We start from the raw sequence: 12,020 nt of genomic DNA, 5'->3' as shown, positions 1-12,020 counted from the left end.
CACGTTAGTTCCTCATTCATCAGTCCGTACGCAGCCCGACTATGTAGCCGTGCGATGCAGCAACCAAGTGTAACAACGACGTTATGGTCGACTCTGGGCGCGCGGGTCGAGGATGTGCCCTGTCTTCGCTCGCGGGGACCGCACCGGCGGCCGGGATAGGATGGGCGGCGATGTCCCCAACCCCCCTCGATTCCGTCGCCATCGTCACGGTCACCTACAACTCGAGCGGCGCCCTCGAACCGTTCCTCGCGTCGGTACGCGCTAGCGAGTCGGCACCGGTGACGGTGATCGTCGCGGACAACGATTCGCGGGATGCGGACGAGTCGCGCCGGATCTCCGAGACGCATGGTGCCGTCTTCCTCCCCGTGGGCGAGAATCTCGGTTACGGCGGGGCCGTCAACGCGGCGGTGCGCACCCTGGGCGCCGAGACGAAGTACATCCTGGTCTCCAACCCGGACGTCGAGCTGGGCCCGGGCGCCCTTCGCACACTCAGCGATCGACTCGACGCGAACCCCGGCGCGGCCGCAGCCGGACCGCGTGTGCTCAACGCCGACGGCACGACCTATCCGTCTGCACGGAGGCTGCCGTCCCTGCGCACCGGCGTCGGCCACGCTCTTCTCACGGGCGTCTGGCCGCGCAACCCGTGGACGCGCGCCTATCGCGCAGACGAGTCGATTCCGGGCGAGCGCTCCGTCGGCTGGCTGAGCGGCTCGTGCGTATTGCTGCGTCGCAGCGCCTTCGATGCTGTCGGTGGCTTCGACGAGGGCTACTTCATGTACTTCGAGGACGTAGACCTCGGATTCCGGCTGGGCCGCGCAGGATGGTCGAATCTCTACGTTCCCAGCGCCCGCGTCGTGCACACCGGAGCCCACTCGACTGCCACCGAGTCCACCCGGATGCTGAAGGCTCACCACGACAGCGCGTACCGGTATCTCCAGAAGAAGTACCCGGGTACCGTCCTCGCTCCGCTGCGCTGGTCCCTTCGGGTCGGACTCACCGTCCGCTCGCGCATCGTCACGATGCGCGTCGAGCGAGCCCAGAGACGCTCGCTGCAGGCTCAGGCGCCCAGCAGCCCTTCGAGGTAGGTGCCGTAGCCGCTCTTCACGAGCGGCTTCGCAAGCTCCGCAAGGCGCACATCGTCGATCCAGCCTGCGCGCCAGGCGATCTCCTCGATGCAGCCGACCTTGAACCCCTGCCGGTCCTCGATGACGCGCACGTACTCCGACGCCTGCATCATCGACTCGAAGGTGCCGGTGTCGAGCCAGGCCGTGCCTCGATCGAGCACCTCCACCTGGAGGGACCCGGCGTCCAGATAACGCTCGTTCACAGTGGAGATCTCGAGTTCCCCGCGCGCGCTCGGAACGATCGTCTTCGCGATTCCGACGACCGAGTTGTCGTAGAAATAGAGGCCCGGGACCGCGTAGTTGCTCTTGGGCGTCACCGGCTTCTCTTCGATCGAGAGCGCCTTGAAGTCGTCGTCGAATTCGACGACACCGTACGAGCGCGGGTTGCTCACGTGATAGGCGAAGATCAGAGCTCCGTCGACGTCGCTGTGGCTGCGAAGGGATGTTCCGAGCCCGGCGCCGTGGAAGATGTTGTCACCGAGAACGAGCGCCACCGACTCGTCACCGATGAACTGCTCGCCGATGATGAACGCCTGTGCCAGGCCGTCGGGCGAGGGTTGGACTGCGTACTCCAGCCGGATGCCGAGCTCGGACCCGTCGCCGAGGAGCGCCTTGAACTGGTCGTTGTATTCCGGAGTCGTGATGATCAGGATCTCGCGGATCCCGGCGACCATCAGGGTCGAAAGCGGGTAGTAGATCATCGGTTTGTCGTAGATCGGCATGAGCTGCTTCGAGATGCCCTTGGTGATCGGCCAGAGCCGCGTGCCGGACCCGCCGGCCAGGATGATTCCCCGCATATCCCTTACGCACCTCTCCGGTTCAGTGACGCATAGTACGCCCGTGCCTGTTCCCACGTCGGAAGGAGCCCGGATGCGGCGGCCTCGGCCAGCCCCGGAGCGTCGGTGTCCTTGGGCGACAGGAGGAGCTCGCCGGCTTCGGCCGGGAACTCGAGAGCCACATCGGGGTCGAGGGGGTTGATGCCGTGCTCGCGCGTCGGGTTGTACACGTCCGTGACCAGGTAGCTCACGGTCGCGTCGTCCGTCAGCGCGACGAAGCAGTGGCCGAGCCCCTCCGCAACGTAGATCGCGCGGCGGTCCCGGTCGTCGAGAAGCACGCTGTCCCATTTTCCGAACGTCGGCGAGCCGACACGGATATCGATCACGAAGTCGAGCACGGCCCCCCGCGGCGCCGTCACGTACTTGGCCTGGCTCGGCGGGATGTCGGCGAAGTGGATCCCGCGGACGGACCCGCGACGCGAGACCGAGGTGTTCGCCTGCTTGAGTTCGAGGGGATGCCCGACGGCCTCTTCGAGCCGATCGAACCGGTACCACTCCAGGAACAGTCCACGGTCGTCCGAGAACAGCTTCGGGGTGATCTCGTAGGCGTCTGGGATGGCGAGCTCACGAATTTGCACCCCCGGAGTCTACCAATCAGCAGCCCGACCGCTCAGTCCGGGCACCTGCCGCTAATGGCAGACGGAGAGTTTGCCGACCCCGGGCCCGAGCACGGTGGTACCCCCCAGCAGCGTGAATCCGGATCGCGTGGCAAGCGCACTCTCTGCTGCCGCGGGGGCGACGCATCCGGATTTCACCACATAGAGCGGGCTCGCCGCTGCCCCGGCCGCCGCAGCTCCCGCCAGCGCATCCGGAAACGTGAGGCCCGTCGCGAAGTAGGTCGTCGCCGTCGCCCCGCCGAAGGCGTCCAGGTTCACCGCGACGCTCGTCTGATAGCGGTCGATCCCACTCAGTCGTTGCGTCGACACGAACTGCGCGAGGCTCGCCGCATACGAGGCGGAGACAGCGCCCGTTCCCCCGACGATCTTCACCGTCGTCACTCCAAGGCTGACCAGCAGAGCCTTGGTGGCGGCGTCCACGCTCGTCGCCGAGCCGTTGACGAGGATGACCGGCGAACCGTTCGCGCCCGCGGCAGCGCCTGCGGAGAGAGCGTCCGGATAGTTCATTCCGGTCGCTATGTAAGCGGTCGTGGCGGCCGTGAACGCGCTGGCGGCGATGATCCGGGACGTCGCGAAGCGGTCGACGCCTGCGAGACGCACCACCGCTGCGGGCGAAGCGACGAACGACTTGAGCTGGTTGAAGACCCCGGCACTGACCGCACCCGCGCCTCCGGCCACGTAGATCGTCGTCGGTTTCAGTCGCTTGAGTTCGGTGACCACCGACGACGGGATCGCCGTGGGGGCGACCAGAAGGAGCGGTCCCTTGCGACCGTTCACCGCCGCGGCCGGTGCTGCGCCGAGCGCGTCAGGGAAGTTGGTGCCGGATGCGATGTAGACCGCGTCGACAGGCGCCGCTGGGTACGCCTTCACCGAGATCCCCACGGCCGTACCGTAGCGGTCGGCACCCGCCGACCGAGTGACCACGGGCGTGCTCCCGGCCGTCGGACTGCCGAACCACTGGCTGAACAGTCCCCAGAAGTTCCGGTTGCCGTACTCGGAGCACGCATCGCCCGTGCCGAAGAAGTTCGCGAGTGCCGCAGGATCGGGCTGGTAGGGCGTGTAGTAATAGAGCGCGGCTGTGGCCTTGTTCCAGATCGCCACCGGCGCCGACGTCGAGCATTTCGGTGAGAAGAGGACGTTCGTCACCTTGCCGACCGGGAACCAGTCGAACGACGGGTCCTCGCCGTACTGCTTGAACTGCCATGCGGCACCGAGGACCTGCTGGAAGAAGCCGGTGGATGTCGAATCGCATTCGGAGAAGTCCGGACAGAGCCAGCCGGTCGCGTGGTCGTACTGGGTCTGGGAGGGCCAGTCATCGGTGACGAGCCCCTGCTCCTTCTGCAGGAGCACGATGAGGACCTTCGGGTTGATCCCGCATGCCGCTCCCACGTTCGCGATGATCTGTGCGGCGGTCTCGCTCGGCTTGCCGGTGTAACCGCACAGCGGATGGGTCAGACCGTCCGTCGGCTCCGTGTAGTTCTTGAGGCAGACGTATCCGGCCCTGCAGGTCGCGACCTGCGCGTTGAGGAAAGTCTGGACCTGGGCCGCGGACATGTCCGTGCCGGCGTAGAAGACGGCGTCGCTGATGAGGTCGCCAGCCGCGAACGCAGATGCGTTCACGGTGTTGGAGGATGCCGCCGAACGAGCGGCCGCCATCGGTTGCGGAGAGACGGGATCGGTGGTCGCCATCCCCTCCGCCTGCGCACGGGCATCGAGCTTCGAGTAGTACGCGGTTGCGCCGCCCTGCGGATCGCCCTCGTTCGCTTCGGCAGGAGTGGCAACCGCCAGCAGCAGGGAGACCACGGCTGCCGCGCCGACGAGTCCGGACAGAATCGATTTTCTACGCCGCGCCCTGGAAAGTTTCACCGGACGATGAAATCACCGGTACTTGCATCGGCGCAAGTATCTTCGCCGGAAGATGGCCCGTTCGTACCCGGTAGAATCTTGCGGGCACAACGATTCGAGGGCAGGTCACCGTTCGCATGAAGATTCTCGTCACCGGCGGCGCCGGGTTCATCGGCTCCAATTTCGTCCGGCGCACGCTCCAGGACGCGTACCCGGGTCTCGAAGGGGCAGAGGTCGTCGTCCTCGACGCCCTCACCTACTCGGGCAATCTCGAGAACCTCGCGCCGGTCTCGGACTCACCGCGCTATACCTTCATCAAGGGCGACATCCGCAACGGCGGGCTCCTCGACGAGCTGTTCCCGTCGGTCGACGCCGTCGTGCACTTCGCTGCGGAGTCCCATGTCGACCGGTCGGTGCGCGACGCATCGATCTTCGTCGAGACGAACGTCCTCGGCACCCAGCAGCTCCTCGACGCAGCCCTCCGCAACAACCTCGAGCGTTTCGTCCACGTCTCCACCGATGAGGTCTACGGCTCGATCGCCGACGGCTCGTGGGCAGAGGACCGCCCACTCGAACCCAACTCGCCGTACTCCGCGAGCAAGGCCGGCAGCGATCTGCTGGCGCGCAGCTACTTCCGCACCCACGGCCTGAACATCTCGATCACACGGTGCTCGAACAATTACGGGCCGTACCACTTCCCCGAGAAGGTCATCCCGCTGTTCGTCACCAACCTGATCGACGACAAGCACGTCCCGCTCTACGGAGAAGGACTCAACATACGCGACTGGCTGCACGTCGACGATCACACGCGGGGTATCGCAATGGTGCTCGTCGGCGGCCGCGCCGGCGAGATCTACAACATCGGCGGCGGAACCGAGCTCACGAACAAGGAGCTCACCCAGCTTCTGCTCGATGCGACCGGCAAGGACTGGTCGTACGTCGACCGGGTCGCGGATCGCCTGGGCCACGACCTGCGCTACTCGGTCGACATCTCGAAGATCCGCTCGGAGCTCGGCTATGAGCCGCTCGTCCCCTTCCAGCAGGGCCTCGCCGACGTCGTGCAGTGGTACCGCGACAACCGTGCCTGGTGGGAGCCGCTGAAGGCGCGCGCCGCGCTGGACAACTGACCGGTGGCCGCGATGCGCACGAGCCGCTATCTCGTGACCGGTTCCGCAGGGATGCTCGGGGCCGATCTGCTCCGAACCCTCGCCGGCCGCGACGTCACGGCGCTGACACGCGCGCAGCTGGATGTCACCGACCTTGCCGCGGTCCTCGACGCCGTGCGCGGTCATGACGTCATCATCAACGCTGCGGCGTACACGAAGGTCGACGACGCCGAGACGCATGAGGACGAGGCGTACGCCGCCAACGCGACCGGTCCGCAGAATCTTGCCGTCGCTGCCGCCGAGTCCGGCGCCAGGCTCGTGACGCTCTCCACCGATTACGTCTTCGACGGCACCGCGACCGTGCCGTACCCCGAGGACGCTCCGCGCGACCCGCTCAATGCGTACGGGCGGACCAAGGCCGCAGGCGAAGAACTCGCCCTCGCGGCTCATCCCGACGGCACCTATATCGTCCGAACGGCGTGGCTCTACGGCGCCGGAGGAACCAACTTCGCCCGCACGATGATTCGTCTCGCCGCGACCAACGAGACCGTCTCGGTGGTCGACGACCAGCTCGGCCAGCCCACGTGGACCGGCGACCTCGCCGAACGGATCGTCGCGCTGGTCGACGCCGATGCTCCCGCCGGCATCTACCATGGCACGAATTCGGGCGAGACGACGTGGTTCGGCTTCGCGAGGGCCGTCTTCAGCGCAGCCGGATTGAACCCTGATAGGGTCACACCGACCGACAGTTCCCGGTTCGTGCGGCCCGCACCTCGGCCCTCGTTCTCGGTTCTCGGTCACGCGGCCTGGAACGTCGTCGGACTCGAACCGATGCGGGATTGGAACGAAGCGCTGGCGGATGCCGCCCGTCACGGAGTCTTGGAGCAGCATGACAACCCTGAGAGTGGTCGTTGACGAACTCGTCGCCGACTCTCCCGGTGGAATCGGCCGTTACGCCGAAGAACTGACCCGTCAGCTCATCACGGTCGCGCCCGCGGGCTGTGACGTCCAGGGCATCGCATCCGCGTTCCCGCAGCAGACCATGGACGACCTCGCCGCCCGTCTGACCGGCATCGCCGGCATCACGCGCCTGGCGTTGCCGCATCGCGAGCTCTCGCTCGCCTGGCAGTCCGGTATCTCCCTCACGGGCGGGCGCGGCATGCTCCACTCACCGAGCCTGTTCGCGCCACTGGGCAAGCACGATCGCCTGAACGAGGGCGATCAGATCACGGTCACCATCCACGACGTCCTCCCCTGGAGTTCTCCCGAGTCGATGAGTACCGCGAGCGTGTTGTGGCACAAGTCGATGGCGAAGCGTGCGAGGAAGCACGCTGATGCTGTTGTGGTCCCCACCCATGCCGTGGCACAGCAGCTCGCCGAGTTCATCGATTTCGGCGACCGCGTCCGGGTGATCGGCGGCGCACCCGCATCCACACTCGTGCTTCCTGCCGATGCGGATGCACGCGCCGATCGCCTCGGACTGCCGGAGTACTTCATCTTCACGATGGGCTCGATCGCACCGCGCAAAGGCGTCGCCGACCTCATCCGCGCGATGGCCCTACCCGAACTCCACGAGCTTCCACTGCTCATCGCGGGCCCGGACCGCTTCGGGGAAGGAAGTGCCACCGGGGTCGCGGCGTCTGCGGGCCTTCCCGAGGGCCGGGTGCGGGTTCTCGGCCACCTCAGTGATGAAGACCTCGCCGTCATCCTGGATCGAGCAACGATCTTCGTCTTTCCGAGCCGAGCGGAAGGGTTCGGACTGCCGATCGTCGAGGCCTTCCACTTCGGAACGCCCGTCATCCACTCGGACGACCCTGCCATCCTCGAGGTTTCCGGGGGCGCCGGACTGACCGTCGAGCGTGACGGTTCGGGAACCTACGCGGAGCGTCTCGCCGCCGCGATCGGCTCGGTCCTCGAAGACGGCGAACTGCGGGCGCGGCTCGCCGTCCACGCGTCGGATCGCGGGCGCGCGTTCAGCTGGCGCGACTCCGCTGAGCGACTGTGGCAGCTTCACGCCGACCTGTAGAGCCGGCGTCGTCCTGATCACCGGTACGCACCTCGCCTGACGTCGCAGGTTCTGGTGCGCGGAAGGCCGTGGCATAGCGGGCGGACGCCCAGGCACCCACCGCGCGTGCCCACTGGTGGCTCCGCGCCTCGACGAGCCAGGTGAACCCGACCGCGACGAGGATCGCGAGAGGGATGCCGACGAGCGCGGCGACGAACATCGGCTGCCCGGCGAAGAGGTAGGCGCTGAAGATCAGGATCGGCACGTGCACCAGGTACAGGCTGAATGAGATGCGCCCCGCGAACGCGAACGGCCGCGATGCAAGGAGCCCGCCAAAGGGTTTCCACCCGATGCCGGCGACCACGAGGCCGGCCGCGGCGAGCGGCGCGAGCGCGCGCAGCCCCGGGGTGAGCTCAGTACTGCTGCCCGGACCGAACAGCCATGGTGCGATCAGAAGCATGGAAGCGCCCGCAGTGATTCCGAGCCAGATCAGATGTCGCACCGCGAAGCGGTTCACGTGCCCTGCGAACACGCGCACCGCATCCAGTCGCACGGCCAGTACGGCTCCGACGAAGAAGGCCGGGAAGTAGCTGAGCGCACCGGATCCGCCGCGCACGCCGAGCCAGGTCAGGACCACGGCCGCGGCGAGCCCGGCAGCCCACCATTTGCGCAGCGAGATCGCGAGGATGACGAAGACGGGAAGCGCGAGGGAGAACAGGATCTCCCAGCGCAGCGACCACAGAGGATTGTCGATGTGTCCATTGCCGCCGACGAGGTCCCAGGCCTTGATCACGTACTCCCACGTGAAGTTCGGCGTGCTGGAGTCGGTCAGCCAGGTGCCGGAGGGCTGGGTCGAACGCTGAGGGATCGCGACGACGAAGGCGGCCGCGACCAGCACCGCTCCCATCACAGGGATCATGAGCCGCATGACTCGACGCGGGTAGTAGGCGATCCAGTCGAAGCCGGCACGCTTGACGACCGGGAGCGTGACGACCAGTCCGGACAGCACGAAGAAGACGATCACCGACTCCCAGCCCGCCGTTGCGAGCTTGAGCGGGGTGTAGCTCATCCACCACAGGGGCGTGCCGGTCTGCACGTCGACTGCGCCGGGTGTCCCCGGAAAGTCCGCGTCCATCAGCATCGTGTGGTGCATCACGACTACAAGGGCGGCGAGGCCCCTCAGGCCATCCAGCGATGCCAGTCGGCCACTGCTTTTCGTCTGAGTCCCGCTATCTGTGCTCGACATAGACGACTCAGTGTACGAACGTGCCCTTGAGGCTCCCTGTGACCCTTTTGGGGGTCATCTGGGAATCGTGACGCGGGGGTTGACCCCGCTACGGAGCAGGAGTACTGGTCTTCGGAGCCAGCGCGGTCTTCACCATCTGATGGATCTGGGTATAGTCCGGGTTCTGCGGATCGATCGCCGGAGGAACCAGTTCTACCTGTTGAACAGGCAATTTGCGGGTCTTGAGGCCGAGATCGACGAAGTAGCCCAGCATCGACTGCGGTATATCCGTCTTCATCACCTGCTTGCCGGCCTTCGCAATGTCCTGGAACTTCGTCACGACGTTCAGCGGATTGATCTGCTTGAGAATTGCGTCCTGCAGCTGACGCTGGCGCGCCATCCGGTCGTAGTCGCTCGTGCCGTGACGCGACCGCGCGTACCACTGCGCTGTGTACCCGTTCATGTGCTGCTTGCCCGGCTCGATCCAGGAGACGACACCGTTCAGATTCTCGTCGCCGCCGATCGGGAGCTTCTGCGTGACGGTGACGTCGACGCCGCCCAGCGCATCCACCAGGTCGGCGAAGCCCTGCATGTCGATGAGGACGTAGTACTGGATGGTGATCCCGAGGGCGCCCTCGAGCGCGTCGCGCATCGACTCGATCCCGGGGTCGCTGTTGTGCTTCGTCGCGTTCGGGTAGAGCTCGGGTTTGTACAGCGAGACCTCGGTGTAGATCGAGTTCAGCTGGCAGACGTCGACATCGCAGTGGTCCTCGTAGCCGTAACCGTCAGGGTAGAGCGCGTGGAGCGGAGACGCAGCCGGGAACGGCACGGGGTCGAGGTTTCGAGGAAGCCCGATCGTCACGGCCTGGCCTGTCGCCGCATCGACGCTGACCACGGACATGCTGTCGGGCCGCATCCCCTGGCGATCGGGACCCGCATCGCCGCCGAGCAGCATGATGTTGTAACGCCCGTCGACCGGCGGCGCCGACGGACCGGCGGAGAAGATGTCGCCGAGAGCGCCTCGTGCGGACCCCGCGACCAGCGCACCGTAACCTGCGGTGCCCGCGATTCCGACGAGCAGCACGACGGCGAAGGCGGCGATCCAGGCACGCGCATTCGGCGTGGTTTTGACCAGCCGGACGAGCCGGAGCGTGTCGAGCGTGAGGACCACCCAGAGCACCACATACGCGAACATCACCAGTTGCACGATCCACAGGCTCAGTGTCTGCGTGAAGAGCGTGTAGATGACCATCGGCCAGAGCAGGTAGGTGACGCCCGCGACGATCAGGAGGGTCCACAGCGTCAGCGTCGCGACGATTCCGACGCGACCGAGACGACGGTTGCCGGCAAGGATCTGCGCTGATCCCGGCAGGAGGACGTTCAGGACGACGAGCCACCACGCCCGCTTGGTCATGACCTTCGCGGATGCGGCGTCCGGGTACCGGAGTGGGCTTGCGACGGTCATAGTCTCGCTTTGAGGTCCGCGTTCTTCTGCTCGACCAGGGCGGCGAGGTCTTCGGCATAGGCCGTGAGCTTCGCGGTGAGGGCATCGTCGGAGACGGCGAGGATCTTGACCGCGATCAGGCCCGCGTTCTTCGCTCCGCCGATCGAGACGGTCGCGACCGGTACGCCGGCGGGCATCTGCACGATCGACAGCAGCGAGTCGAGTCCGTCGAGGCGCGACAGCGGTACCGGCACTCCGACGACAGGAAGAGTGGTGACCGAAGCCAGCATGCCGGGCAGGTGCGCCGCTCCGCCGGCTCCGGCGATGATCACCCTGATGCCGCGAGCGGCCGCGCCCTTGCCGAACGCGATCATCTTCTCGGGCGTGCGATGGGCCGAGACCACCTCGACTTCGTGGTCGACGCCGAACTCCTCGAGCACCGCCGAGGCCTCCTGCATGACCGTCCAGTCCGAATCGGACCCCATGACGACGGCGACACGAGGCCGAAGGGAATTGACGCTGGGCATGGCTTCAATGCTATTCGGCCGTCCTGAAAGAACGCGCTGCGAAACGCGCTGAGGCGAGACGGACGCCCACGATCATCCCTCGAGCCCGTCAGCGCGCAAGCCCGTCAGCCCGCGAAGAACGCCGCTGCACTCCGCGCCTGGTACGCCACCTCGTCGAGATCGTCGCCGCTCGCTGTGACGTGACCCACCTTGCGCCCCGGTCGCGGTTCCTTGCCGTAGCCGTGGACTTTGACGAGGGGGTGCGCGGCGAGAGCGGCCGGGTAGCGGTCCTGGAGTGTGCCCTCGGCCGGGCCCCCGAGGATGTTCACCATCACCGACCATGCGTCGCGGCTGCCGGTCGCTCCGAGCGGAAGATCGAGGACAGCACGGAGATGCTGCTCGAACTGGCTGGTGGTCGACCCCTCGATCGACCAGTGGCCGCTGTTGTGGGGTCGCATCGCCAGTTCGTTGACGAGGAGCCTGCCGTCCGTGGTCTCGAAGAGCTCCACAGCGAGCACACCGGTGACGCCGAGACCGGTCGCTACCGCGGTCGCGATGTCGGAGGCCAGGTCGGCGATCCGGCCGGCCGACTGCGGCGCGGGCGCGATGACCTCGGCACAGACGCCGTCACGCTGGATGGTCTCGACGACCGGCCAGGCGGAGACCTCGCCGGAGGGGCGCCGGGCGACCAACTGCGCGAGCTCCCGCCGGAACGACACGAGTTCTTCTACGAGCAGCGCACCACCCCGCCCGTCTTCGGCGAGCGCGAGGAACCAGTCGTCGACGCTGTGCGGCTCGGAGACGACGCGGACGCCCTTGCCGTCGTAACCGCCCCGCGCGGTCTTCACGACGGCGCGTCCTCCGTGGGTGTCGAGGAAGTCGGCGAGGTCATCGGCGGACTCGACGGCGGCCCAGTCCGGGACGGGAAGCCCGAGTTCGGTCAGTTTGGCGCGCATGTGCAGCTTGTCCTGCGCGTAGAGGAGCGCGTCCGGCCCAGGGTGCACCGGGATCCCCCGGGCGACGAGCTCGCGCAGGATCGCCGGCGGAACGTGCTCGTGGTCGAAGGTGACGACATCGACGGTCTCGGCGAACGCGAGGACCGTGTCGAGGTCCCGGTAATCGCCGACGCCCGTGGCCGCGAGCTCGGCAGACATGCCGGGAGCCTCCTCTAGAACCTTGATCGTTATCCCGAGCTCGACCGCGGGAGGGATCATCATCCTCGCAAGCTGTCCGCCGCCGATCACACCAACCGTGTCCCGAACCATTCGCCGGTCTCTCCCACTCGTATTCCGCTTCAGCACGGCGAATTACG

At 66.7% G+C, this 12,020-nt stretch carries 11 protein-coding genes; 4 read left to right on the top strand and 7 right to left on the bottom strand.

The genetic code is table 11. From position 1 onward, the window contains the following. Window positions 1-170: 170 nt before the first annotated feature. Window positions 171-1,085: a glycosyltransferase family 2 protein gene (locus AAYO93_RS04505; RefSeq protein WP_345763816.1), complete on the top strand. Its 915-nt coding sequence runs from the start codon at window positions 171-173 to the stop codon at window positions 1,083-1,085. On the opposite strand, the gene rfbA is transcribed toward AAYO93_RS04505, so the two are convergent. Genes rfbA through AAYO93_RS04490 form a run of 3 tightly spaced genes read right to left on the bottom strand, consistent with a single transcriptional unit; the run spans window position 1,058 to window position 4,443 of the window. Further along, window positions 1,058-1,921 (bottom strand): glucose-1-phosphate thymidylyltransferase RfbA, encoded by an 864-nt coding sequence (rfbA, locus tag AAYO93_RS04500; RefSeq protein WP_345763815.1) that lies wholly within the window; start codon window positions 1,919-1,921, stop codon window positions 1,058-1,060. The genes AAYO93_RS04505 and rfbA overlap by 28 nt on opposite strands. A 5-nt stretch (window positions 1,922-1,926) precedes the next feature. After that, window positions 1,927-2,538 carry a dTDP-4-dehydrorhamnose 3,5-epimerase family protein gene (locus tag AAYO93_RS04495; protein ID WP_345763814.1) on the bottom strand — a complete coding sequence of 204 codons (612 nt, stop codon included), beginning with the start codon at window positions 2,536-2,538 and terminating at the stop codon, window positions 1,927-1,929. A gap of 51 nt (window positions 2,539-2,589) precedes the next feature. Then, window positions 2,590-4,443, bottom strand: coding sequence for a cell wall-binding repeat-containing protein (locus AAYO93_RS04490; RefSeq protein WP_345763813.1), 1,854 nt, complete (start codon window positions 4,441-4,443; stop codon window positions 2,590-2,592). A gap of 116 nt (window positions 4,444-4,559) precedes the next feature. Here AAYO93_RS04490 and rfbB point away from each other — a divergent pair, with 116 nt between their 5' ends. Genes rfbB through AAYO93_RS04475 form a run of 3 tightly spaced genes read left to right on the top strand, consistent with a single transcriptional unit; the run spans window position 4,560 to window position 7,554 of the window. Next, window positions 4,560-5,549 carry a dTDP-glucose 4,6-dehydratase gene (rfbB, locus tag AAYO93_RS04485; RefSeq protein ID WP_345763812.1) on the top strand — a complete coding sequence of 330 codons (990 nt, stop codon included), beginning with the start codon at window positions 4,560-4,562 and terminating at the stop codon, window positions 5,547-5,549. Between the two features lie 12 nt (window positions 5,550-5,561). Next, window positions 5,562-6,443: a dTDP-4-dehydrorhamnose reductase gene (gene rfbD, locus AAYO93_RS04480; RefSeq protein ID WP_345764813.1), complete on the top strand. Its 882-nt coding sequence runs from the start codon at window positions 5,562-5,564 to the stop codon at window positions 6,441-6,443. Next, window positions 6,418-7,554 (top strand): glycosyltransferase family 4 protein, encoded by a 1,137-nt coding sequence (locus AAYO93_RS04475; protein ID WP_345763811.1) that lies wholly within the window; start codon window positions 6,418-6,420, stop codon window positions 7,552-7,554. Before rfbD ends, AAYO93_RS04475 begins: the two co-directional genes overlap by 26 nt. On the opposite strand, the gene AAYO93_RS04470 is transcribed toward AAYO93_RS04475, so the two are convergent. From AAYO93_RS04470 to AAYO93_RS04455, 4 genes are all read right to left on the bottom strand, one after another. After that, window positions 7,502-8,779: an acyltransferase family protein gene (locus AAYO93_RS04470; RefSeq protein ID WP_345763810.1), complete on the bottom strand. Its 1,278-nt coding sequence runs from the start codon at window positions 8,777-8,779 to the stop codon at window positions 7,502-7,504. The two genes, AAYO93_RS04475 and AAYO93_RS04470, sit on opposite strands and share 53 nt — an antisense overlap. Before the next feature lie 88 nt (window positions 8,780-8,867). After that, window positions 8,868-10,223: an LCP family protein gene (locus tag AAYO93_RS04465; RefSeq protein WP_345763809.1), complete on the bottom strand. Its 1,356-nt coding sequence runs from the start codon at window positions 10,221-10,223 to the stop codon at window positions 8,868-8,870. Next, on the bottom strand, window positions 10,220-10,729 hold the full coding sequence (gene purE / locus AAYO93_RS04460) for a 5-(carboxyamino)imidazole ribonucleotide mutase (RefSeq protein ID WP_345763808.1): 510 nt from the start codon (window positions 10,727-10,729) through the stop codon (window positions 10,220-10,222). Before purE ends, AAYO93_RS04465 begins: the two co-directional genes overlap by 4 nt. A gap of 104 nt (window positions 10,730-10,833) precedes the next feature. After that, window positions 10,834-11,973 carry a 5-(carboxyamino)imidazole ribonucleotide synthase gene (locus AAYO93_RS04455; protein WP_345763807.1) on the bottom strand — a complete coding sequence of 380 codons (1,140 nt, stop codon included), beginning with the start codon at window positions 11,971-11,973 and terminating at the stop codon, window positions 10,834-10,836. Window positions 11,974-12,020: the final 47 nt, after the last annotated feature.

Source organism: Diaminobutyricibacter sp. McL0608 (assembly GCF_039613825.1).
Lineage (GTDB): Bacteria > Actinomycetota > Actinomycetes > Actinomycetales > Microbacteriaceae > Diaminobutyricibacter.
The sequence above is the reverse complement of the archived record's forward strand: the minus strand, read 5'-3'. Positions and strand labels throughout refer to the sequence as shown.